The following is a 22,157-nucleotide window of genomic DNA, read 5'->3' as shown; positions in this document are numbered from 1 at the left end:
CACCTTTTTGTGTCTCTATTTTGATTTGAATGAGTCTTTTTATGAATGCTGATGTTGCTCTGATTATGGCTTTGCCGAATGAATCTAAAGGCTTGTTTGAGCAAGCAGGGATTGACGTTCATTACAGTGGCATCGGCAAAATTAATGCAGCATTCAAGGCATTTGAAGTGATTCAAAAGACGGGATGCAAAACGCTAATCAATTTAGGCAGTGCAGGCAGTTCACACTTTGATGCACATAGTCTGGTTGAGGTGATCACTTTCGTACAACGTGATATGGATGTGTCTCCTTTAGGTTTCGCAGTTGGGGTCACTCCGATGGATGATGAAATTCCTGCGGAGATCCATACTCAGCCTCATTTTGAGATTTTACCCAAAGGGATCTGCGGCACAGGTGATTCTTTTGAAACAGGGATTCCAAAGGTTAGTTGTAACCTCGTCGATATGGAAGCCTATGCTTTGGCCAAAGTGTGTCAAAAGCTAGGAGTACGTTTGATTTCAGTCAAATATATTACAGATGGTGCCAATGATACTGCGCATCTGGACTGGGAAGAAAATCTGTTGCTTGGTGCACAAAAATTATTGGCGCTGTATCAAGCGCATTTTTAAATGCAAAGATCTAACGCTGTAATGTGTGCGGGTAAGCCATTGAAATAAAAAATTGTTGTTTATTTAACTCATATAAGAGGCCATTATATTCAATGTATTCGATGTTAACTGAGTTTAGCCACACTTTTCTTTTTAAAATCAATATTTAAGAATTTCTTATTTTCAATAATTAGTCATTTTTAAATGGTAAAGTATTAGGTTTCTCCGTACACGGAAGTTGAAATAGTATTATTGAGTGTAGCGATGATTGTTTGCAAACTATTAGAGAAAAAATGGCTTTATAGAAAATTTTTGCTCACCATAGACGGTAATTCTTATCATGTGGAATATCTTGGACGAGGAGCTGGGTATGAATATGTTGTGCTTGATGGAAATGCTGTAGCTGGTGGAACAAGTCAGCCTTGGTTTATTCTATCTTTCTGTTTTGACATTGAACAGTATAAAATTGTGTTAAATGTTCGTGTTTGGCCATGGCTTACGATTAGGAGCTTAAACATTACCGTGGATGGAATAGAAGTTTTTACTATTTAAGCTTAGATCATTAAGTTAGAAAATCTACGATTAACATAATACACCTACACGGAAAACTTGATACTTCCTAAGTATCATCACGTTAAGCTAAGTCATTCTAGGGTTGAGCGTACAAGAATGGTTTTTCATCATGTATTGAATAAAAAAGCGACTAACAAGGTCGCTTTTTAGTATATTTCAATCGCTAAAATTCAGGCTTTTAGAAGAAAAATTAACGTGGCAATACGCCGTATAGCATCACATGGATAGTATGTTCGATGGTACGTTGATACATGCTACGGTTACGTAAGGTTTTACCTGTGACCATTTCGATTTGTGTTGAAAAATCGGCATAGTTTTGCGTGATGGCCCAAATGTTGAGAATTAATAATTCTGGATCGACCTCTGCGGACAATTTACCTTGTTCTTGCCAAGTTTGAATCACTTTGGTTTTACGCTTAAATAGCTTTTTCAAAGGGCCTTTTAATATTGGCAAAATATGCGGCGCACCTTGAATAATCTCAAGAGCAAATAAACGTGACGCTTTCGGTTGATCACGTGAGCTTTCAATTTTTTGAATCAAATAGTGAGTGAGGGCTTCAGTTGGCTCAAGCTCAGACTCTAAGGTTTGTAAGGGTGCAAGCCACTTTTGCAACACAGTGGTAAGCACTTCGACATAAAGCGATTCTTTATTTTCATAGTAATAGAAAATATTCGATTTATGCATATTTGCCAGTTGTGCAATCTCATCGAGGCTGGCACCACTAAACCCATAGACGGAAAAAACATCTAGGGCAGCATTCAGCAGTTGATTGCGCTTTTGTGTACTTTTCTTCTGTTCCATCTGCGAGCTTGATTCAAAAAATGTCATTGACATTGTAAGATAAATTGTCGGATTTGTGCACAATTGCGAAAATTTTTTATCGAAAAAAATATACTTTTTAGGCCAATGCAAACGATGTATTTGATAATTATTGAAATCTAAAAAAATGCATACATATTTTGTAAATAATTTTTTTCTGATCAGAGCAAAAGAGCACTAGGTTTTTATTATTTTGGTCACATTTGAGTGCAAATGAATGCGGCTTTAGGTAGCTAAAACCGCATCGAGGACTTGTTGCTCGAGTTGAGCAAAGGCAATACTCTTTTTTCGTGGGCGCGGTAAGTTGACTTGAAAGCTCTGCGCGATATGCCCTTGATCTAGCAGAATAATCCGATCGGCAAGTTGAACCGCTTCACTGACATCATGCGTAACTAAGATGGCGGTAAAACCTTGTTCTTTCCAAAGGCGTTCAATCAGGTTCTGCATTTCCAAACGGGTTAGTGCATCTAATGCGCCGAGCGGCTCATCTAACAGCAAAATACGAGGTGTATGGGAAAGCGCCCGTGCAAGTGCAGCGCGTTGGCGTTGTCCACCTGAGAGCTGAGCTGGCCATTGCGTGGCTTTGTCTTTTAGCCCGACTTTTTCTAGCAATGCTTCTGCAAGTTGATGCTGATTTTTAGGCAACCCCAATTGTACATTTTGTATAATGCTTTTCCATGGTAACAGGCGTGGATCTTGGAACATGACACGAATATCGTGGTTGGTAATGCCTTCACGGAAATTGCGAGCGGATTGGAACTTGATTTCGCCATAACTGGCTTTTTCGAGTTGGGCAATCAAACGGAGCAGGGTGCTTTTACCACAGCCACTACGACCAACGATGGCAACAAACTCACCCGCTTGAATGTTCAGATCAAGGTCTTCAAGGACTTTGACGTCGCCATAAAATTTATATAACTGCTCAATCAGAATATGAGCGCCATTGTCTGGCGAGCTTACGGTTTCTGGTTCAGCAACGGGCTGAATCAGGTTGTTATCGTAGAAGTTTAAATTTAAGTTACTCATCGTTATGTCCTTATTATTTTTGATAACCTGCATGCCAGCGCAGTAGATAACGTTCCAACACTTGAGCCAATACATCTGCTAATTTTCCGAGTAGGGCATACAGTAAAATCCCGACCAAGACGATATCTGTTTGTAAAAACTCTCGTGCATTCATGGTCATATAGCCAATTCCTGCTTGTGCAGAAATGGTTTCAGCCACGATGAGCAGGACCCAAACCAGACCTAAAGAGAAACGTAGCCCAACTAAAATCGAGGGCATCGCACCAGGTAAAATAATGTCTTTATAAAGTTGCCAACGATTGAGTCCGTAACTTTTTCCCATTTCGATCAGTTGTGGATCAACCGAGCGAATACCGTGATAAGTGTTGATATACATTGGAAAAAATACGCCGACAGCCACTAAAAATAGCTTGGCAGTTTCATCAATCCCAAACCATAAAATCACCAGTGGAATCAGGGCTAGCGCAGGGATATTACGGATCATTTGCAAGGTGGTATCTAGTAAAGTCGATGCGATACGGGACGAACCATTCAATAGCCCCAAAACTAACCCTAAGCCACCACCAATCAATAAGCCGAGTAAGGCACGACCAGCACTCACTTTGACATGCTGCCAAAGTTCACCACTGATCAGTAAGTGCCAGAAGGCACTCACGACAGCAGTTGGAGCTGGCAATACTCTGCTTTGCAATAAGCCAGAGCTTGAAGCTGCTTGCCAAATCAGGATCAGCAGAATTGGGAATAGCCAAGGCAGGAGACCTTTGCCTATTTTTTGTGTTCCACGTGAAACATCATTCAAAAAAGGTTTTGCACTCATGCGTCCTCCTTGATCAAGGTTTTTGGTTCCTTGGTCTCAGGGACATAGTTATTGGCAATGATTTCTCCGAAAGGTCCAGTTAAATGTGGTTGTGCCAGCTTTTCACGGGTTTTGAGTGGCAGTAAAGGGAACACCAGTTCGGCAAAGCGAATTGACTCTTCCAAATGTGGGTAACCTGAGAAAATAAAGGTATCAATACCCAAGTCTGCATATTCTTGAATTCGTGCAGCAACGGTTTCTGGGTCACCCACTAGAGCGGTTCCCGCGCCACCACGGACTAAGCCGATGCCCGCCCATAGGTTCGGTGATACTTCAAGTTGATCTTTACGACCACCATGTAATGCAGCCATACGTTGCTGACCCACTGAATCCATTTGTGCAAATTTTTTCTGTGCTGCGGCAATCGTTGCGTCATCTAAGTATTGAATCAGTTCATCTGCAGCGGCCCAAGCCTGTTCATTGGTTTCGCGCACAATCACGTGTAAGCGAATGCCATAATTCAGGGTACGGCCTTTGGCTGCGGCTTTGGCACGTAAATGCTCAATCTTTTCTTTTACGGCAGCAGGAGGTTCACCCCAAGTCAAATAGGTATCAACTTGCTCAGCAGCAAGCTCGGTTGCAGCTTCCGATGAGCCACCGAACCAAAGCGGTGGATAAGGTTTTTGTATAGGTGGATAGAGCAGTTTGGCATCATCCACGCTGAGACGTTCGCCGTGAAAGCTAAACGGTTCACCCGTATGTGAGCGAGTGAGAATTTCGCGCCAGATTTTGACATATTCAGAGGCAGTTTGATAACGGGTACTGTGATCCTCATAGAGTCCATCACCTTTGAGTTCCTGTTCATCACCACCGGTGACAAGGTTGAGCAGAATACGGCCATTGGAGAGACGATCAAAAGTGGCTGCCATGCGTGCAGCAAGTGCTGGTGTGGTTAGCCCAGGACGAAGTGCGACTAAAAACTTAAGCTGGGTAGTTGCATCAATTAAACTGGCTGCCGTAATCCAAGGATCTTCACAAGAGCGTCCTGTTGGAATGAGTACGCCTGCATAACCCAGATTATCCACGGCAACTGCAATCTGTTTCATATAAGCATGATCGACCTGACGAGCACCCTTGCTGGTGCCTAAATAACGACTGTCACCATGAGTGGGGATAAACCAGAAAATATTCATGTCGATGTTCCTTATGAAAATGAAATCAATGTTTATTGGGCAGACCAGACACTGTGCTGAATATCAATGTGCACAGGAATGAGTTGCTCTTGTTTAAATAAATCGGCGATTTGTTGCTGACTCTTTATGACCTCAGCTGTGAGGATGTGCACAGGAGATGGTTTTGGTCGTTTGTCTAAAACACGTTGCGCCACAGGAAGGCTCAGCCCCGTACTTTGTGCGTAAATCTGTAGCGCCTGATCTTGATGCTGCACAATCCACTGATCCGCGATGTTGATGCTCTTAATCAGCTTTGGCGCAGAATCAGGATGCTTTTGAATAAAATCAGGATTACCAATATAAAAAGAATAAGTGGTTGGAAAAGCAGAGCCATCAACCAAGGTTTTGGTATGGCCTTGCAGTTCTGCTGTACCTAAGTAGGGTTCCCAAATTGCCCACGCATCAACGGCCTGTTTGTCAAAAGCTGCGCGTGCATCGGCAGGAGGTAACCAAATCGGTTGAATGTCTTGCCAAGATAGACCCGCTTTCTGCAAGGTTTTTGCCAAAAGTTCGTGCGCACTGGAGCCCTTTTGAACTGCGACACGTTTGCCTTTTAAGTCTTGCAGGGTGCTGATTTTATCGTTGGTATGTACCAAAATAGCTTGGCCTGTTGGTGCAACTACTTCATAAGCCACATAGCTCAATGGTTTAGCTGCGGCTTGCGCAAAGATGGGTGGGGTATTGCCGACATAACCAAAATCGACTGCACCAACGGCCAGTGCTTCAAGCATTTGTGGACCTGCTGGAAATTCTCGCCATTCAATTTTGGCATTTGGAAATTCTTGCTCAAATAGCTTTTGTTGTTTGGCAACTAACAAATTGAGGGAAGATTTCTGGAAGCCAATGGATAGGGTTTTGACAGCCGTATTTTCAGTTACTGAAGTTGCCTTCTCCGTACTCTGCTCTGGCTTCTGGCAACCACTCAGTGAAAATGTAGAGATTAGCAACCCCAAAACAGAAACTTTAGATAGCAATTTCATGGTGATCCTCAATTATTTAACGTCGTTCTTTAATACGGCATCTTGGATCACAAGCTGCTTCGGAATCAGTTTCTGCGCAAAGAAGGCATCAGCGACATATTGCTGCTCTGTTGCGACTTTGGCAGAGATGGGTTGAACCCCGAAGCCCATGCGCGAAATTGAGCTTTTTAAAACATCAAACTCAAGCCCTGTTGGTTTTTCCAGTAATTTGGCTGCATCATCTGGATGTGCTTTGACCCAATCCGTGGTTTGATTGAGTGTGGTGACCAAGGTCGTTAAAACCTGAGGATGGCTTTCAGCAAATTGGCGGTCGGCCAAATAGAATTGATGATTACTGACTAAGTGTTCACCTGTGGCGATCACACGGGCATGTATTTGGTGTTCAGCTGCGGCGAAGAAAGGATCCCAAATCACCCAAGCATCTACAGCACCTTTTTCAAATGCTGCACGTGCATCTGACGGTGGCAGGTAAACAGGTTGAATATCGTTTAAGCTGAGATTGTTCTCTTCTAATAGTTTGAGTAAGAGGTAATGAACATTTGAGCCTTTATTCAACGCGACGCGTTTACCTTTCAGATCTTGGATCGATTGAATTGGCGAATCTTTTTGTACAATTAACGCTTCTGCTGTCGGTGCAGGTGGTTGGTTGGCGACATACACCAAGTTTGGATTGGCTGCTTGAGCAAAGATTGGCGGTGCTTCACCTGCCTCACCAAAGACCACACTGCCAACATTTAAACCTTCTAACAGCTGTGGGCCTGCAGGGAATTCAACCCACTTAACATTAACACCTTGAGCAGCAAGATTTTTTTCTAATTCACCTTTTGCTTTGAGAATCGGCAGGATGCCATACTTTTGAAAGCCGATATTTAATGTTGTGGTTTCTTGTTTTGTTGTCTCTTGCTGCTCTGGTTTTTTTGCACAACCCGCAACACTCATCAGGCTGGCAAGACTTGCTGCGATGATGCTATATGTTGCCCATGAACGATGGATTGAAATGGTCATGTTGGTTGTGCTCCCCGACAAATCAAAAGATTTAAATAAGATGAGCAACTAAACTAAAACTTTTTTTATTGCATAAAAAATAAGTAATCGGGCTTTGCTTATGCTGAAAAGTGCAAAATAGAAAATTGCATAATCTTATCTATGGATTGAATAAGTGCTGAATGTTTTTATTTTGGTAAGATGTTGTTTTAGTTGAGTTAATTTTTTATTTTATCAATTGGTGAATTTATTCTTCATACTCACTTAAGCAGAGATAATGATGAAGCGGAGATATCTTTATCAAAAATAAAAATATCTCCTTTCGTATGCGTTGCGATGACTACAATGCTTTTTTAAAGACGAGAGAATTACGTTGATAGTTATACAGTGCTTGGCGCGCATTGGGTAAATCATCTACGCTGGCAGGACTAAAGCCTTGCTCTAGGAACCAGTGAGCGGTTCTAGTGGTCAGCACAAACAGTCGCTGAATCCCTTGCTGTTTGGCTCTGCTTTCCAAGAATTGCAAAATTTGGCTACCACGATTGGATTTTCGATAGCTTGAGTCCACTGCGACGCAGGCAATTTCAGCAGAACGAATTTCATCTGTTCCCGCCGGAATTGGATACAGTGCTGCACAAGCCAAAATCATACCGTCGCGTTCAATCACTGCAAAATGTTCAATTTCACTTTCAAGACGTTCGCGAGAGCGATACACCAGAATGCCTTCCTGTTCTAGCGGACGTAGAAGATTAATCAAGCCACCGACATCGTGAATATTGGCAATACGCACTTCTTCATAGTGGGCATCGGTGATCAAGGTACCAATACCATCGCGAGTGAATAGTTCTTCAATCAGTGCGCCGTCATAAGCATATGAAATCAAATGTACGCGATGTACGCCAGATAAAGAGGCTTGCTGCGCTTGTTTGAGGTGTAAGGCAAATTCTGGGTATTGTTGTTGGTTTTGTTGAATATAGGGTTCTAGCTGGCGCGGACTTAATTCACGTAATAACTGTTGCTGTTCATTCATCAAGCCTTGTTTTTCGCCTAAGAAGATCAGTTTATCTGCTTTTAAGGCTGTCGCTGTTTTGGTGGCGACGTCTTCAGCCAGTAAATTAAATACTTCACCTGTGGTTGAATAACCTGTTGGTCCAAGCAAAACAATATTGTGATTGTCTAAATGACGTTGAATGGCATCGGTATCAATCGAACGCACTTCTCCAGTGAGCTGGAAATCAATGCCATCGCGAATCCCATACGGTTTGGCGGTGACAAAATTGCCAGAAACGACATCAATGCGAGCACCATACATTGGTGAATTGGCCAAACCCATGGAGAGGAGGGCTTCAATTTCGAGACGAATAGAACCCACCGCATTCATGACACCGCGTAAAGATTCGCGTGTGGTAATGCGACGGCTTTGATGGAAGGGAGTCTCGATATTGCGTTCAAGCAAATTTTGATTAATTTGCGGACGTGCGCCGTAAACCAAAATTAAACGAATGCCCAAAGAATGTAATAGGGCAATATCGTGGATAATATGTTGGAAATTTTCGTGTTGGACTGCTTCACCAGAGAACATCAAAACGAAAGTTTTATCACGGTGTGCATTGATATAAGGTGCGGAGTGGCGAAACCAATGCACATAATCTTTTGTTGTACTATGTGAATTTTCAGTCATTTGCTTCGCCATGTTGATCTCAGATATACAGCACTTGCTCTGATTCTAACGAAAAAAATCAAAAGATAAATCTATTCCTAAAGCAATGATTCAACTTTAATTCTGACGAACCAGCAAAAAGGACCTAGAAGCCCATGATTCGGATGATACTGTTGTCATCTGAGTTGACTAAAATATAGTCATTATTGATCTTGTACCACTGTTCGTTACGACCTGGGCGTGGCAGATTACTGTCTTTATAGTCGACTTTATAACCGTTACCACGATAGTGCTGCGGCATGACATAGCCTTCCTGCCAACGATGCTGTTTTAAACGCTCGACACCACGCTCTTCACGCATGCGACGTTCACGTTGACGATTTTCACCATCTGGACGATCAAAGCCACGACCATTTTGCCAGCCGCCACCACGCGAATCATCATCGCGATCATGTGGACCTGCAAAAGTCCCCAGACTACTGAACAGGGTTGTCGAACCTAAAACCAAGATAATGAAAAATTTTTTCATGATGCACCTTATGGACTTCGGATGTCTCTCATGTGAACTACTGTACGTTAAAAATGCAGAGAAACTGTGAAGATCGATTCATTATTCCTTTAAAACAATGAAGATTTTTCACACATTTCTCTGAAAAAAGCAGTTTTAACGCCAGTGTCCAATGTTATTTAGAATTATTGTAAGGATGAAATTAAGCTTGAGCGTCAATACTTTGGCCATTCATATCTAAACTGTCATCGCCCATGAGGTACAGATAGGCGGGCATAATGCTGTCAGGTGTTGGCAAGACTTTTGGATCTTCCTCTGGATAGGCTTTGGCACGCATGGCGGTACGAGTCCCACCTGGGTTGATGCAGTTAAAACGAATGTTTGGGTAGGTATTTTCTGCGGCAAAGATTTTGCTCATGGCCTCAGTTGCAACTTTAGACACTGAATAAGCACCCCAAAGCGCACGTACTTCACGGCCGACACTCGAACTGGTAAACACCACTGAGGCATGTTCAGATTTCTCTAGTAAAGGCAACAAGGCTTGAGTGAGGGCAAACGGTGCACGTAAATTTACTGCGAGTACATCATCCCAAACATCGACAGGATAATGTGCCAGTTCAACCCGATCACCGAGCATGCCTGCGTTATGCAAGATACCATCTAAACGACCAAACTGTTGCTCTAGCGTACTGACGAGCAGCTCGTAATCATGTGTTGATGCTGTCGACAGTTGTAGCGGCAAAATTGCAGGTTGTGGTGCGCCTAAGCCTTCAATTTCATCATAAATAACTTCAAGTTTATTTAAGGTGCGACCATGTAATACAACGGTTGCACCATGCAGGGCATAACTCATCGCAGCAGCACGACCAATCCCATCACCAGCGCCTGTGATCAGGATAATACGATCTTTCAATAAATCTGGACGAGGTTGATATTCTGAGTATTTCATTGTTATGCCTCCTATTCTTATCTTAAAAATTTAATTCATCATACCCTGATTTTCTGACAAAACAGTGATTTTCTGTTTGATCAGCTGATGCAGTTCAGGAATGGTTTGAATAATGGCATCGGCTTGCCAAGCGGCAAGATCATCGCGTGATTCGACAGGCAAATAACCGTAAGCAGCCAAAATGGTGTACATGTCGGCATGACGACCTGCGTCAATATCGCGTGGATGATCACCGACATAGATAATCTCTTTCGCATCAAGCTCGAGTTGCTTTGCAGCCAAATACATCGGTTCTGGATCAGGTTTGGTTTTGCTGACATCTTCTGGGCAAACCAAGACAGCACAACGTTCAGTCAGATCCAGTTTTGCCAATAGAGACTCGCTTAGACCACGAGGTTTGTTGGTGACAATGCCCCACGGAATTTGATGTGCTTCCAGTTCTTCAAGTAATGGGTACATGCCGACAAATAGGTCGGTATCGACCACAATATTGTCACCATATACATCTAAAAAGCGTTGGCGATGCGCTAGAAATACAGGGTCTGTGACCTCTAATTCAGGATAAACCAACTTCACCATGGCACGAGCACCTTCCGATACTTGAGTACGAATGGTATCCGCATCAACTACTGGTCGTTGTTCATCGCGGCACATTTGTTGAATGATGCGAATGAAGTCTGCGGCAGTGTCAATTAATGTGCCATCTAGATCAAATAAAACCGCTTTCATTCAGCACCTGTATTGGTGGTATGCACCATGTAATTCACGTCAACATTTGGTGCTAACCAATAGTGTTTGGTAATTGGGTTGTAGTGCAAGCCTATCATTTCTTTCAGCGTTAAACCTGCATTGCGAATATCATGCGCCATTTCTGAAGGACGGATGAATTTATGATAATCATGCGTGCCTTTCGGCAATAAACGCAGCACATATTCCGCGCCAATAATCGCAAATAAATACGATTTAGGATTACGGTTAATGGTCGAGAAGAACACATGACCGCCTGGTTTCACCAAGGTTTGGCAGGCTTTCACGATTGAAGCAGGATCAGGCACGTGTTCCATCATTTCCATACAGGTCACTACATCGTATTGACCTGCTTGCTCGAGTGCCAATTGCTCAACGGGGATTTGGCGATATTCAATGTTTTGTACATTGTCTTGTTGTGCATGCAAACGACCGACAGCAAGGGGTGCTTCGCCCATATCGATACCGAGTACATCTGCTCCGCGACGTGCCATGCTTTCAGCCAAGATGCCACCACCACAGCCGACATCCAGTACTTTTTTGCCAGCCAAACCACCGACACGCTCATCCACCCAGTTTAAACGTAAAGGATTGATTTGATGCAGCGGGCGGAATTCAGAATGTTGATCCCACCATTTGGCAGCCAATGCTTCAAATTTTGCGATTTCTTGTGGGTCAACATTCAATTGCGACATGGAAGTACCTCTATCAATATTTTATGGAGATGTTTTGTTGCTCGAATCCTTAGAATATTAAACTCAGCAGTGTCTTGCTGAGTTCTCATCTCTCTTCAGGATAGACCTTCGGTTCGACCTACTTTTCTTTCGGGAAAAGTAGGCAAAACCATTGTCATCTGCAAAACCTGTTCACTTCTTGCATTTATCCAATCTATTGCAAAAACAATATATTGTAGATAGCCCGCAGGTTGCAGATGACGTTGTCGAGTATCTAGTTTCAGAGAATGTTTTGAGTCTGAATTTAGCCTAGTGTAGCGATTCTGGCAAAAAAAGCGATAAATCCAATAAAAAACTTCACAGAAGCAAAACGAATTGCTCGTGTTTGTTTTATATTTAGCATATAAACTTACGAAAAATGCTTAGAGGAAAAGCAAAGCCAATGAAAAAGTTAGTATTAGGTGGTTTAAGTGCAGTTGCGTTGGCATTCTCAATGAATGCGATGGCAGCAGATTTTGTGGCCGGTAAAGACTATACCGTGATTGCCAACCCAGGCAAAACGTCAGCACCTGCTGGACAACTCGAAGTACGTGAGTTCTTCTGGTATGGCTGCCCGCACTGCTTCAAGCTTGAACCATATATGCAAACATGGTTAAAGCAAATTCCAAAAGACGTTTATTTCTTACGTACCCCTGCGGCGATGAATAAAGTCTGGGAACAAGGTGCACGTGGTTATTACGTCTCAGAAGCACTGGGTGTACGCAAGAAAACCCATATTCCATTGTTCCATGCGATTCATGATGGCGGTCAGCAAATCTTTGACCAAGCCTCTCAAGCAAAATTCTTCGCGCGTTATGGTGTACCTGAGCAGAAATTTAACAGTATGTTTAACTCATTCCCAATTACGGCAAAAATTGCTGAGTCGAATAAATTGGCGCAGCAGTACCAGTTGACGGGTGTTCCTGCCGTAGTCGTGAATGGTAAATATGTGGTTCAAGGTGAAGACGGTAAAGTAACTCAAGTGGTTGATTATTTGCTAGAAAAAGAGCGTAAAGCAAAATAATTTGCGTCGATCTGCAATAAAAAAGGACTGTAGTGACAGTCCTTTTTTCATTTAGTTTTGGTCAATCTGTAAATCTTTTAAATCAATCTGAACTTTCTGTGTTGGTAGAGACAAAGCCTGATTCACATAAAGATTAATCAGCTTCTCACGCGAACCAATCGAGCGCTGGTAATAGCTTGAGTTTAATAATAATGCTGCACCGTAGGTCAAAGACCAGATATAAGACAGATAATCACGAATCGACATATCGTAATTCTGTGATTTTAAATATTTTTCAGTCATATCTTTCAATGAAACAATACGCTGCTGACGAATCGCATACAGCTCATCAAACAAATGTTTTAACTTCGACTCAGTCATGGTCAGATGTTCTTCTAGCTGATGCAGCAGAATGGTACGACTAGGTGAGGTTAGATGATAAAGCATATAACGCGGTGCGTATTCTTTGACATCGGTATTGTATTTATCTGAAATTTTTAAGATTTCTTTTTCATTTTGAATTATCAGTTCCAGCAACAGTTCATTCTTGCTACGGAAATGTTTGTATAGCGTACCTTTGGCAATATCCAGTTCCGCAACCAGTTCATCTAAGGTCATTTCTTGGTTGTTTTCTAATAATAGCTTTTCCGCAACCTGCAAAATTTTTTCTTTACGAATTAAGAACTGAGTATGACGATCAGGATTCATGATGCTTATAAGCTCCTCATAGTGTTCTGGACTGCGTTTGCATTAGTGTCTAATGCATCATAACGCTAAGCAATGCTTTTATATATCAAACTTTGGTTTGGATCAGGTCAAGCGTTTTGTGGTTCCCAGTTAGAAATGCCACTGAAGAGTAAACGGACTTGAGTCGCTGCATTGTCGATAAATAAGTTTTGTTGTTCGAGTAGATGATCAATCGTGAATTGTTTGGGTAAATTGATCCACGTCATTGCCCATGTAAACGACATATTAATCAAAATCGTAGATAAGACTTGCAAGTCTTTGGCTTCTTTAATGTGTTTGAAGGTTTCGAGTTTGCACAGATCAATGGCGAGGTCTTCAATTAGAAACTCAATTTCACGTGCGATCGCAATGCGGACTGTTTCTGAGCCGCCCCAACGTTCTGCAATCATAAACTGCCATTGTTGCGGGCTATGATTCACGGCCTGTACAAAAAGTTCAATACTGGTACGGGTTTTGGCACTGCCACTGTGTTTCAAATAGCTTTGCCCTAATTGATGGATCAAGCTTTTTAGATGTAAAGAAACTTGATCAACCAGTTCTTGGCCGAGTGTGTCCATATCTTGGAAATGACGATAGAACGCTGTTGGGACTAAACCAACCTCGCGAGCAACTTCACGCAAACTAATACTACTAAATGAGCGCCCAGCAGTGCTGAGATGAAGTGCTGCATCTAGTAGAGCCTGCCGACTCTGTTGTTTTCGTTCATCTCTAATCGACATGAATAAGACTCGTTGAAACCGTACAGCAGAGTCTAGCAAAAAAAACAGAAACTTTTTAGTCCTTGTCCATTGCTAAATGCCAATGTTTTTGATCTTTCACTGATCAACGCTTGCTAGATATGAGTTCAAAGCATGCGCAAATTTTAAATTTTTTCCTTATTTTAAATGGCTTATTAAAAAGTATAAAAAATATTCAAAAAATTAGTGAACAAGTGTTGACTCAGTGAACACAAATAAATATAGTGTACACATGTTCACTACACGAACATTTGTTCACTCAAAATAAATAGCCAGATACAAAACGAGGAACGTATGAACGCAGAGTTAAGTTATCAGCCACATTGGATTCGAGAAGATTTCGTTGATTTTATTTTGCAAAAAATAAAGCCAACTTTTGCTTGGAAACGCATTCTTGCAGAAGTGACTGCCGTACAGCCACTCAGCTCGGATATGGTGTTATTGACGATAAAGCCAAATCATAATTTTGATTTTAGCCAAGTCCAAGCAGGTCATAGTGTTTTGATTACCTTGATGATCAATGGGGTATATCAACAACGTAGTTATTCAATTATTGATGTCACGCCACAGGGCGAAATTCGTCTTGGGATTAAAGTCCAAGGTGTGGTATCGAAAGCAGCACAACAATTGTGTGTAGGCGATCGTTTCGAGATCTCACAGGCACAAGGTGACTTCGTCTTACATCAAGGTCAGCAACCTGCATTACTGATTGCTTCAGGTTCAGGTATTACTGCCATTTATTCTTTATTGCAACAAGCACTTCAACAGCAGCTTGAACAGATTCATGTGGTTTATTTTAACCGTGCAGAAGTATTGCATCAGGACATCTTGGCTTTGGCTGAGCAGTATCCACAGTTGAACTATCATTTCTTTAATACCGCAGAGCAAAAACAGCATTTAGATGCAGCATTGTTAGAGAAATTAGTCCCAAATTTTAAAGAGATGCAGGCTTATGCGTGTGGTCACCACAGCATGATGCGCCAAGCACAAGATATTTATACCCAACAGGGTGCAGCGGAAAACTTCCATCAAGAATTTTTCCAACCGATCCAGATTGAGCATTCAAGTGAGGCTCAACCGATTAGTTTCCGTCGTGCGCAACAGAATTTTATTGCAACGACCAATCTATTAAGTAGTGCAGAACAAGCAGGTTTACGTCCACAACATGGTTGCCGTATGGGTGTCTGTAACCGCTGTAGCTGTACCAAAGTCAGTGGTGTGACGCAGAACGTGATCACAGGTGAAATTGATGATCAACCGAATCGTCCAATCAAGTTATGTGTGAGCCAGGCCTTAAGCCCAGTCACGATTGACCTATAAAAACAAAGATATTTGAGGATTAGTACAATGAATATGGCATTAGAATTTAAAACCGTATCAAAGTCAGCGCATTTAACTCCTGAACAAGTCGAAGAGTTTGGCCGCCGTGTCGAGCAAATACGTTTAGATGTGATGCAAAATCTCGGTGAGCAGGATTCAAAATATATCTACAAAGTGCGTAATTTCGTACGTTATACCGAAATCGCATCACGTGGCATGTTGATGTTCGGTGGCTGGATCCCACCCGTATGGTTGCTGGGGACCGCCATGCTGGGTGTGTCTAAAATCGTCGAGAACATGGAGTTGGGCCATAATGTGATGCATGGTCAGTTTGACTGGCTCAATGACCCTAGCTTGCGTGGCGAAGACTACGATTGGGATAATACCTGTTCAGGCAATGACTGGCGCTATACCCATAATTATATGCATCACACTTATACCAATATTGTCGGTAAAGACCATGATGTCGGTTATGGCATTTTACGGGTGACAGAAGACCAAAAATGGGAAGTGCGTCATTTGGCCAATATTCCATTGGCTTTACAGTTGATGTTCTTTTTCCAATGGTATGTCGGGGTACAAAACCTGCATTTGGAAGATGCTTTGGTCTATAAAACCAAAACCTGGAAACAGGTTTGGGCGGATGCATCTGATTTCCGTAAAAAAGCGACGCGTCAGGTGTTAAAGGATTATGTGTTTTTTCCTGCAATTGCAACGATTAACTTTATTCCAGTATTGGCTGGAAATGCAGTTGCAAACATCATGCGTAATTTATGGTCATCAGCGGTGATTTTTAATGGTCACTTTACGGAAGATGCGGAAACCTTTGAAGCAGACAACACTGAGAATGAGACCAAAGCGCAGTGGTATCTGCGTCAGATTCGTGGTTCAAGTAACTTTACTGGTGGTAAATGGATGCACTTTATGAGTGGTAATTTAAGCCATCAAATTGAGCATCATTTATTCCCAGACATGCCTGCCAATCGTTATGAACAAGTTGCACCACAAATCAGAGCTTTATGTGCTGAATATGGCGTGAACTACAACGAAGCTAATTTTATGAAGCAGTTCTGGACGGTTTGGGTGCGTTTAGCAAGATGTTCATTGCCGAATGATATGGCTGTACAAGTGGCTCAAACTTGGACGAATTTCAAATCGAAGTTTAAGTTTGCTTAAGCGATGACTAATTCTGTGAATTGTAACGAATAAGTAAAACTGGAAGCACGTGTAATTGAGATATACTATGGCGCAATGATATTTGTGCCATAGTTTTAAGGAATCGTTATGCGTATTGACCAAAGAACATTAGACCAATTACGTGAGGTCAAAATTACCCGTAACTTTACTCGTTACGCAGAAGGCTCAGTTTTGGTTGAGTTTGGTCATACTAAAGTGTTGTGTACCGCAAGCATTGAGAACTCAGTACCTCGTTTCTTGAAAGGTCAGGGACAAGGTTGGGTGACGGCCGAATATGGCATGTTACCGCGCTCAACCCATACCCGTAGCGATCGTGAAGCAGCACGCGGTAAGCAAACGGGTCGTACCCAAGAAATCCAACGTTTAATTGGTCGTAGCTTACGTGCCATGGTGGATTTGAAGAAATTAGGCGAGAACACCATTACGATTGACTGTGATGTGATTCAAGCGGATGGTGGAACACGTACAGCAGCAATTACAGGCGCAGCAGTGGCTTTGGTTGATGCGATGAATGTATTGCTTAGCAACAAAAAAATTAAACAGGATCCATTAAAAAGCTTAGTCGCAGCAATTTCAGTCGGGATGTATCAAGACGAAGTTTTACTCGATTTATGCTACGAAGAAGATTCAAATTGCCAAACCGATTTAAACGTGGTGATGACACAGGCTGGCGAATTTATTGAAATTCAAGGAACGGCAGAAGACAAGCCGTTTACGCGCCAGCAGTGCAATGCCATGTTAGAGCTTGCAGAAAAAGGAATCGCGGAATTGATTCAGAAGCAACAGCAGGCTCTCGGTTGGTAAGCTCCAGTTGATAGTGCGGGCGGTCTGGTTTTTTTAGACCGCCTTTTTTTTATCCATTTTTTGTCATTGAATTGCGATCAAATCATCATTCAATTGTCATTTAGATTGTATTGACTATCTGCACTGATATTTAACGGATAGTCAAATGCGAAATTTCCTTTTAGCGTTGCTCAGCAGCAGTTGCTTGTTACTCAGTGCCTGTAACGACAGTGATGGTGATAATAATAATCCTACGCCAAGTCCAAAGCCGCCAACATCTACCTGCAAAATTCACTGCGCGCCATAAACAAGAACAATAAGGAAATAAACCAATGAATCGTCGTGATTTTTTATTAAATTCAACCAAAGCCTTGTTTGGTACAGCAGCGCTCACCAGTTTCCCAATGAGTATTCAGAAGGCACTTGCGATTGATGCCAAGGTAGAAACAGGCACCATCAAAGATGTCAAACATGTGGTGATCTTGACCCAAGAGAATCGTTCTTTTGACAACTACTTTGGTACTTTGAAAGGTGTACGTGGTTTTGGTGACCGTTTTACCATTCCTTTAAGCCAAGGTCGTAAAGTCTGGGAACAGTATGATGCCAATAAGAATAAGGTCTATCCATATCACTTAGATAGCAGCCGCGGCAATGCACAGCGTGTCAGCGGTACACCGCACTCATGGACCGATGGACAATATGCTTGGGATCATGGTCGTATGGGCAGTTGGGTACAATACAAACAACCGCAATCGATGGGCTATTACAAGCAACAAGAAGTTGAATTTCAGTTTGCTTTAGCCAATGCCTTCACTCTGTGTGATGCTTACCACTGCGCGATGCATACGGGAACCAACTCAAATCGTATGTTTATCTGGACTGGCACGAATGGTCCAACAGGTGCCAATGTTGCCAGTGTCGTCAATGATTTGGATGCGATTGGCCCATCGACCACAGGTTATGACTGGACCACTTATCCTGAGCGTTTACAGCAAGCAGGTGTCAGTTGGAAAGTGTATCAAAACATGCCTGATAACTTTACTGATAATCCATTAGCAGGATTTAAAAAGTATCGCCGTGCCAATGAGTTATCAGGAAAACCAGTCAATAACAGCACCATTTGCCCAGCTTATGATCCAGCAATTGATGTCAGTCAACCTTTGTATAAAGGCATTGCCAATACCATGCCAGATGGTGGTTTTTTAGGGACATTTAAACAAGACATTGCTAAAGGACAATTACCGCAAGTCAGTTGGTTGGTCGCACCCGCAACTTATAGTGAGCATCCAGGGCCATCAAGCCCAGTGCAGGGAGCATGGTATATCCAAGAGGTTCTCAATGCGCTGACTGAGCGTCCTGAGCTGTGGAGCCAAACCGTTTTCTTGATCAATTTTGACGAAAATGATGGTTTCTTTGACCATGTACCTTCACCAAGCGCACCTTCAATGGATGCATCAGGCACGGTATATGGCAAATCGACGCTCAGCAAAGAACAGATGTCCTATGAGTATGCAACGCATGCCAAGGCTTCGAATGGTCAGCCAAATTTTATCGATCCTAAAGTGAGTAATGGTGTTGGGGTCTATGGGCCGGGGATTCGTGTGCCGATGTATATCATTTCTCCGTGGAGTCGTGGTGGTTGGGTCAATTCCCAAGTGTTTGATCACTCTTCCGTAATCCGATTCTTGGAACAATGTTTTGATGTGAAAGAGCCGAATATCAGTCCTTATCGTCGTGCAGTATGTGGTGATTTAACCTCGGCATTTAATTTTAAAACCCCTAATTTACTCCCTATGCCAGATTTATCTGGGAAAAAGAGCAAAGCTGAGGCCGATGCGATTCGTAAAGCACAGGAGAGTTTATCTCAGGTCAGCCGTCCGCTCAGTCAGACCGATCCAGTTCAGGAGATGGGGATTCGTCCATCACGGGCACTGCCTTATGTCTTGCATAGCAGCGCCAAAGTCGATGTTGTGGCTAAAACCGTGAAATTAATGTTCTCAAATACAGGCACGCATGCGGCCGTCTTCCATGTCTATGACAAATTGAATTTAGAAGCAGTTCCACGCCGTTATATGGTGGAGGCGGGCAAGCAACTGGATGATATTTGGCAGACTAAAGAGAATCGATATGATCTATGGGTATTGGGACCGAATGGTTTTCATCGCAGCTTTACGGGTAACCTAACTCAAACCGTACAAATTCAAGCACTTCCAGAAGTCCGTGTCTGTATGGAGGAGTGTGATCCAAAGATTTTCTTAAAAGTCCGCAATGACGCAGCACAAACAGCAAAACTGGTGGTCAAAGCCAATGCCTACTTACCAAATAAGAGCTGGCAAGTTGAAACGGCAGCGGCTGAAAAAGAACTCAGTTGGGACATGACTGAGTTTGGTGGTTGGTACGATTTTAGCGTCACGATTGAAAATGATCCGAGCTATAGCCGCCGCTTTGCTGGACGTATTGAAATCAATGTGGACTCCATTTCTGACCCTTATATGGGCTTTTCGGGCAGCTAAAGCTTTTAAGACACAAGTTAAATTAGCAGTTTAAGTGAATGCTTAAACTGCTTTTTATAGACTGAAAATTATCGTAGTAAAAACCAGTAGATACACAGAAATATCAATATGAGCAGCGTGATAAAACCGACAACAAATACTTCAGTACTGTCAAAATCCACCCGTTGTCCAAGGCGATAGCAACGAACCACCCCATAGCCAAGACTACGAACCACACCTTCAATAATAATTTCAAAAATCAGGTCAATGATGAGAAAACGAAACAGCTTAAACAGTACATGAAACACAGCTTCGAATACGGTATCCATACTTATTATTTTAATAAATTGAGCTGCTTAGCATTTTAAGCTTACATAGATTGAAATGAAAGTACACACAAATACATCATCGTCAACAAATAGCTCACTGAGCATTTTCATGTTGTAACAAAGCCCTCAGATTTGGCTCATGTTGCTTTGATAGATTGAACACAAATTGAAATTAAGCATTTTTTAGGGGATGACGATGTTACAAGTTTTTCTAGTGTTACTGACCGCAGTGACTTTTGTTTTGATGGCGGCGGATCCACGACCCACTGATTCAACCGAAGCCAAATCAGCGTGGAGTGAACAAATTAAAGCGGCTCAGACATCAACCAAAACAGAGATTCTGGCTGCACAACAGTCTGAGCATCAGGACAATGAGCCTGATCAGACTTAGCCGTTAAAACGCATCGATAAATCAACTGCTCTGACATCTTTGGTTAACACACCCATTGAAATGTAATCGACGCCTGAGGTTGCCACTTCACGTAAATTCTCAATGGTAATATTACCAGAAGCTTCTAATTTACAACGACCTGCCACATGTTTGACCGCATCAATCATCTGCTGTTGGCTAAAATTATCCAGCATCACAATATCAGCACCTGCTTCAAGCGCTTGATTGAGCTCATCCCAAGTTTCCACTTCGACTTCGACCGGCTTACCGGGTGCAATCGTATGTGCCTTGGCAATTGCTTGAGCAATTCCACCCGCAGCCATGATGTGATTTTCTTTAATTAAGAATGCATCAAATAAACCTAAACGATGATTCTGACCACCGCCGAGAGCAACCGCGTATTTTTGTGCAATGCGCAGGCCGGGTAAGGTTTTACGGGTATCGAGTAATTTGGTATGCAAACCCTCGAGTTGTTGAACATAGCTGGCTGTTTTAGTCGCAACCGCAGACAGCGTTTGGACGAAATTCAGTGCAGGACGCTCTACAGTGAGCAAACTACGTGCAGAACCAGCAAGCTTTAAGAAAGCTTCATTTGCCGCAACATGCTCACCTTCTTGTTTTAACCAAGTCACTTGAACTGAGCTGTCATAGGCTTGAATTAATGCATTGACCCAAGGCTGACCCGCCAACACCATCTCTTCACGTGTAATAATGGTTGCAGTGGCTTGTTCATCGGCTGGTGTGAGCATGGCGGTAATATCGCCGTCCCCAATATCTTCTTGTAATGCTTGTTGAATATTGATTTGAATAGATTGTTCAAGCAAAGATTGAGGGATACTCATACCATTTCCAGTATATTTTTGACTAAAAAACTTGTGCGTTATATTAGCACTCTACTCATAAAAAATAAGTATTTCATCTCGATTATTCGTGATAAAGCATGTCAGAATGGGCAAGATAAATATTAAATTGCTGATTCGAGTCACCATGCAACAATCTAGATTTACTCAAGTTCAAGATGGGATATTGGCAGGTGCAACACAAATTTCATCGCCGAATTTTAATGCCCGACCTACAGATACCGATATTCAACTAATTGTTATTCATAATATTAGTTTGCCACCTTCACAGTTTGGTGGGGGCTATATTCAGCAATTTTTTCAGAATCAATTGGATTGGTCATTACACCCTTATTTCCAAACCATTGAAGGGATGAAAGTTTCAGCGCATCTATTGATTTTACGTACAGGCGAAGTGATTCAGTTTGTGAATTTTAATGATCGTTCGTGGCATGCAGGCCGTTCTAGCTATTTAGCCTTGAAAGAATGCAACGATTATTCGATTGGGATTGAGCTAGAAGGGAGTGACGATTTACCTTTTGAGCCTGAACAATATCAGGCATTGGTTGAAGTTGTGAATACTTTAGGTCAAGCTTATCCAAAAATTCAAAATCATATTGCAGGCCACTCTGACATTGCGCCAAAACGTAAAACCGATCCAGGTTTATATTTTGATTGGCAATTATTTCGAAATTTGCTGGCTCAACAAAAATTAGCCGAAAAAACAGCATCGGATTTATAATT

Annotated in this window: 24 protein-coding genes; 9 read left to right on the top strand and 15 right to left on the bottom strand. The window is 42.3% G+C overall.

Annotation, left to right across the window (positions count from 1 at the left end):
- Nucleotides 1-41: 41 nt before the first annotated feature.
- Both B2727_RS06060 and B2727_RS06055 read left to right on the top strand, forming a co-directional pair.
- On the top strand, nucleotides 42-608 hold the full coding sequence (locus B2727_RS06060) for a hypothetical protein (RefSeq protein WP_005319999.1): 567 nt from the start codon (nucleotides 42-44) through the stop codon (nucleotides 606-608).
- A gap of 243 nt (nucleotides 609-851) precedes the next feature.
- A complete protein-coding gene (locus B2727_RS06055; protein WP_033133689.1) occupies nucleotides 852-1,139 on the top strand; it encodes a hypothetical protein in 288 nt (95 codons plus the stop codon).
- Nucleotides 1,140-1,350: 211 nt separating this feature from the next.
- Here B2727_RS06055 and B2727_RS06050 read toward each other — a convergent pair whose 3' ends face one another.
- The 11 genes from B2727_RS06050 to ubiG all read right to left on the bottom strand — a co-directional run bounded on the left by B2727_RS06050 (nucleotide 1,351) and on the right by ubiG (nucleotide 11,557).
- Nucleotides 1,351-1,962, bottom strand: coding sequence for a TetR/AcrR family transcriptional regulator (locus B2727_RS06050; protein WP_004801743.1), 612 nt, complete (start codon nucleotides 1,960-1,962; stop codon nucleotides 1,351-1,353).
- Nucleotides 1,963-2,205: 243 nt separating this feature from the next.
- A complete protein-coding gene (locus B2727_RS06045) occupies nucleotides 2,206-3,006 on the bottom strand; it encodes an ATP-binding cassette domain-containing protein (RefSeq protein ID WP_241345204.1) in 801 nt (266 codons plus the stop codon).
- A gap of 13 nt (nucleotides 3,007-3,019) precedes the next feature.
- Nucleotides 3,020-3,823 (bottom strand): aliphatic sulfonate ABC transporter permease SsuC, encoded by an 804-nt coding sequence (gene ssuC / locus B2727_RS06040; protein WP_005186375.1) that lies wholly within the window; start codon nucleotides 3,821-3,823, stop codon nucleotides 3,020-3,022.
- Nucleotides 3,820-4,995 (bottom strand): FMNH2-dependent alkanesulfonate monooxygenase, encoded by a 1,176-nt coding sequence (gene ssuD / locus B2727_RS06035; protein ID WP_033133690.1) that lies wholly within the window; start codon nucleotides 4,993-4,995, stop codon nucleotides 3,820-3,822. Before ssuD ends, ssuC begins: the two co-directional genes overlap by 4 nt.
- Before the next feature lie 32 nt (nucleotides 4,996-5,027).
- Entirely contained in the window at nucleotides 5,028-6,014 is a 987-nt protein-coding gene (locus B2727_RS06030) for an aliphatic sulfonate ABC transporter substrate-binding protein (protein WP_033133691.1), read from the bottom strand.
- Between the two features lie 12 nt (nucleotides 6,015-6,026).
- Entirely contained in the window at nucleotides 6,027-7,019 is a 993-nt protein-coding gene (locus tag B2727_RS06025; RefSeq protein WP_033133692.1) for a sulfonate ABC transporter substrate-binding protein, read from the bottom strand.
- 319 nt (nucleotides 7,020-7,338) lie between these two features.
- Nucleotides 7,339-8,691 (bottom strand): amino-acid N-acetyltransferase, encoded by a 1,353-nt coding sequence (argA, locus tag B2727_RS06020; protein WP_005319970.1) that lies wholly within the window; start codon nucleotides 8,689-8,691, stop codon nucleotides 7,339-7,341.
- Between the two features lie 112 nt (nucleotides 8,692-8,803).
- The gene (locus B2727_RS06015; protein WP_004801755.1) at nucleotides 8,804-9,187 is read right to left on the bottom strand and encodes an RcnB family protein; all 384 of its coding nucleotides are present in this window, start codon (nucleotides 9,185-9,187) and stop codon (nucleotides 8,804-8,806) included.
- A gap of 181 nt (nucleotides 9,188-9,368) precedes the next feature.
- Nucleotides 9,369-10,115 carry a YciK family oxidoreductase gene (locus B2727_RS06010; RefSeq protein ID WP_033133693.1) on the bottom strand — a complete coding sequence of 249 codons (747 nt, stop codon included), beginning with the start codon at nucleotides 10,113-10,115 and terminating at the stop codon, nucleotides 9,369-9,371.
- Between the two features lie 30 nt (nucleotides 10,116-10,145).
- Entirely contained in the window at nucleotides 10,146-10,844 is a 699-nt protein-coding gene (locus tag B2727_RS06005) for an HAD family hydrolase (RefSeq protein ID WP_004801757.1), read from the bottom strand.
- On the bottom strand, nucleotides 10,841-11,557 hold the full coding sequence (gene ubiG / locus B2727_RS06000) for a bifunctional 2-polyprenyl-6-hydroxyphenol methylase/3-demethylubiquinol 3-O-methyltransferase UbiG (protein ID WP_033133694.1): 717 nt from the start codon (nucleotides 11,555-11,557) through the stop codon (nucleotides 10,841-10,843). The genes B2727_RS06005 and ubiG overlap by 4 nt, the downstream gene beginning before the upstream one ends.
- A gap of 421 nt (nucleotides 11,558-11,978) precedes the next feature.
- Between ubiG and B2727_RS05995 the strand changes: the two genes are divergently transcribed.
- Nucleotides 11,979-12,599 carry a thiol:disulfide interchange protein DsbA/DsbL gene (locus tag B2727_RS05995; protein WP_033133695.1) on the top strand — a complete coding sequence of 207 codons (621 nt, stop codon included), beginning with the start codon at nucleotides 11,979-11,981 and terminating at the stop codon, nucleotides 12,597-12,599.
- A gap of 51 nt (nucleotides 12,600-12,650) precedes the next feature.
- On the opposite strand, the gene B2727_RS05990 is transcribed toward B2727_RS05995, so the two are convergent.
- Together B2727_RS05990 and B2727_RS05985 are read right to left on the bottom strand one after the other, a co-directional pair.
- The gene (locus tag B2727_RS05990; RefSeq protein ID WP_004801761.1) at nucleotides 12,651-13,286 is read right to left on the bottom strand and encodes a TetR/AcrR family transcriptional regulator; all 636 of its coding nucleotides are present in this window, start codon (nucleotides 13,284-13,286) and stop codon (nucleotides 12,651-12,653) included.
- Nucleotides 13,287-13,393: 107 nt separating this feature from the next.
- Nucleotides 13,394-14,044: a TetR family transcriptional regulator gene (locus B2727_RS05985; protein WP_004801762.1), complete on the bottom strand. Its 651-nt coding sequence runs from the start codon at nucleotides 14,042-14,044 to the stop codon at nucleotides 13,394-13,396.
- Between the two features lie 312 nt (nucleotides 14,045-14,356).
- Between B2727_RS05985 and B2727_RS05980 the strand changes: the two genes are divergently transcribed.
- The 4 genes from B2727_RS05980 to B2727_RS05965 all read left to right on the top strand — a co-directional run bounded on the left by B2727_RS05980 (nucleotide 14,357) and on the right by B2727_RS05965 (nucleotide 19,875).
- Complete coding sequence (locus B2727_RS05980; protein ID WP_005186403.1) at nucleotides 14,357-15,382, top strand: flavin reductase family protein; 1,026 nt, start codon at nucleotides 14,357-14,359, stop codon at nucleotides 15,380-15,382.
- Between the two features lie 33 nt (nucleotides 15,383-15,415).
- A complete protein-coding gene (locus B2727_RS05975) occupies nucleotides 15,416-16,558 on the top strand; it encodes a fatty acid desaturase family protein (protein WP_241345270.1) in 1,143 nt (380 codons plus the stop codon).
- Nucleotides 16,559-16,666: 108 nt separating this feature from the next.
- Nucleotides 16,667-17,383: a ribonuclease PH gene (gene rph, locus B2727_RS05970; protein ID WP_004801766.1), complete on the top strand. Its 717-nt coding sequence runs from the start codon at nucleotides 16,667-16,669 to the stop codon at nucleotides 17,381-17,383.
- Nucleotides 17,384-17,694: 311 nt separating this feature from the next.
- A complete protein-coding gene (locus tag B2727_RS05965) occupies nucleotides 17,695-19,875 on the top strand; it encodes a phosphocholine-specific phospholipase C (RefSeq protein ID WP_241345205.1) in 2,181 nt (726 codons plus the stop codon).
- 68 nt (nucleotides 19,876-19,943) lie between these two features.
- Here the strand turns inward: B2727_RS05965 and B2727_RS05960 are convergent, their stop codons facing one another.
- Entirely contained in the window at nucleotides 19,944-20,183 is a 240-nt protein-coding gene (locus B2727_RS05960) for a hypothetical protein (RefSeq protein WP_241345206.1), read from the bottom strand.
- Nucleotides 20,184-20,379: 196 nt separating this feature from the next.
- Between B2727_RS05960 and B2727_RS05955 the strand changes: the two genes are divergently transcribed.
- A complete protein-coding gene (locus B2727_RS05955; RefSeq protein WP_241345207.1) occupies nucleotides 20,380-20,574 on the top strand; it encodes a hypothetical protein in 195 nt (64 codons plus the stop codon).
- Here the strand turns inward: B2727_RS05955 and nadC are convergent.
- Entirely contained in the window at nucleotides 20,571-21,416 is an 846-nt protein-coding gene (nadC, locus tag B2727_RS05950; protein WP_241345208.1) for a carboxylating nicotinate-nucleotide diphosphorylase, read from the bottom strand. The two genes, B2727_RS05955 and nadC, sit on opposite strands and share 4 nt — an antisense overlap.
- A 145-nt stretch (nucleotides 21,417-21,561) precedes the next feature.
- Here nadC and ampD point away from each other — a divergent pair, with 145 nt between their 5' ends.
- The gene (gene ampD, locus B2727_RS05945) at nucleotides 21,562-22,155 is read left to right on the top strand and encodes a 1,6-anhydro-N-acetylmuramyl-L-alanine amidase AmpD (protein WP_241345271.1); all 594 of its coding nucleotides are present in this window, start codon (nucleotides 21,562-21,564) and stop codon (nucleotides 22,153-22,155) included.
- Nucleotides 22,156-22,157 lie beyond the last annotated feature (2 nt).

It is taken from the genome of Acinetobacter sp. UBA991 (assembly GCF_002292065.1).
Classification (GTDB): Bacteria; Pseudomonadota; Gammaproteobacteria; order Pseudomonadales; family Moraxellaceae; genus Acinetobacter; species Acinetobacter higginsii.
The sequence above is the reverse complement of the archived record's forward strand: the minus strand, read 5'-3'. Positions and strand labels throughout refer to the sequence as shown.

Bases quoted from the DNA above. Each gene is read 5' to 3' on its own strand.
- argA (WP_005319970.1), bottom strand. From the start codon at position 8,691: ATGGCGAAGCAAATGACTGAAAATTCACATAGTACAACAAAAGATTAT.
- B2727_RS06010 (WP_033133693.1), bottom strand. From the start codon at position 10,115: ATGAAATACTCAGAATATCAACCTCGTCCAGATTTATTGAAAGATCGT.
- B2727_RS05955 (WP_241345207.1), top strand. From the start codon at position 20,380: ATGTTACAAGTTTTTCTAGTGTTACTGACCGCAGTGACTTTTGTTTTG.
- B2727_RS06025 (WP_033133692.1), bottom strand. From the start codon at position 7,019: ATGACCATTTCAATCCATCGTTCATGGGCAACATATAGCATCATCGCA.
- B2727_RS06005 (WP_004801757.1), bottom strand. From the start codon at position 10,844: ATGAAAGCGGTTTTATTTGATCTAGATGGCACATTAATTGACACTGCC.
- B2727_RS05960 (WP_241345206.1), bottom strand. From the start codon at position 20,183: ATGGATACCGTATTCGAAGCTGTGTTTCATGTACTGTTTAAGCTGTTT.
- ssuC (WP_005186375.1), bottom strand. From the start codon at position 3,823: ATGAGTGCAAAACCTTTTTTGAATGATGTTTCACGTGGAACACAAAAA.
- ssuD (WP_033133690.1), bottom strand. From the start codon at position 4,995: ATGAATATTTTCTGGTTTATCCCCACTCATGGTGACAGTCGTTATTTA.
- B2727_RS05985 (WP_004801762.1), bottom strand. From the start codon at position 14,044: ATGTCGATTAGAGATGAACGAAAACAACAGAGTCGGCAGGCTCTACTA.
- B2727_RS05990 (WP_004801761.1), bottom strand. From the start codon at position 13,286: ATGAATCCTGATCGTCATACTCAGTTCTTAATTCGTAAAGAAAAAATT.
- B2727_RS05975 (WP_241345270.1), top strand. From the start codon at position 15,416: ATGGCATTAGAATTTAAAACCGTATCAAAGTCAGCGCATTTAACTCCT.
- B2727_RS06060 (WP_005319999.1), top strand. From the start codon at position 42: ATGAATGCTGATGTTGCTCTGATTATGGCTTTGCCGAATGAATCTAAA.
- B2727_RS06030 (WP_033133691.1), bottom strand. From the start codon at position 6,014: ATGAAATTGCTATCTAAAGTTTCTGTTTTGGGGTTGCTAATCTCTACA.
- ampD (WP_241345271.1), top strand. From the start codon at position 21,562: ATGCAACAATCTAGATTTACTCAAGTTCAAGATGGGATATTGGCAGGT.
- rph (WP_004801766.1), top strand. From the start codon at position 16,667: ATGCGTATTGACCAAAGAACATTAGACCAATTACGTGAGGTCAAAATT.
- B2727_RS05965 (WP_241345205.1), top strand. From the start codon at position 17,695: ATGAATCGTCGTGATTTTTTATTAAATTCAACCAAAGCCTTGTTTGGT.
- ubiG (WP_033133694.1), bottom strand. From the start codon at position 11,557: ATGTCGCAATTGAATGTTGACCCACAAGAAATCGCAAAATTTGAAGCA.
- B2727_RS05995 (WP_033133695.1), top strand. From the start codon at position 11,979: ATGAAAAAGTTAGTATTAGGTGGTTTAAGTGCAGTTGCGTTGGCATTC.
- nadC (WP_241345208.1), bottom strand. From the start codon at position 21,416: ATGAGTATCCCTCAATCTTTGCTTGAACAATCTATTCAAATCAATATT.
- B2727_RS06015 (WP_004801755.1), bottom strand. From the start codon at position 9,187: ATGAAAAAATTTTTCATTATCTTGGTTTTAGGTTCGACAACCCTGTTC.
- B2727_RS05980 (WP_005186403.1), top strand. From the start codon at position 14,357: ATGAACGCAGAGTTAAGTTATCAGCCACATTGGATTCGAGAAGATTTC.
- B2727_RS06055 (WP_033133689.1), top strand. From the start codon at position 852: ATGATTGTTTGCAAACTATTAGAGAAAAAATGGCTTTATAGAAAATTT.
- B2727_RS06045 (WP_241345204.1), bottom strand. From the start codon at position 3,006: ATGAGTAACTTAAATTTAAACTTCTACGATAACAACCTGATTCAGCCC.
- B2727_RS06050 (WP_004801743.1), bottom strand. From the start codon at position 1,962: ATGGAACAGAAGAAAAGTACACAAAAGCGCAATCAACTGCTGAATGCT.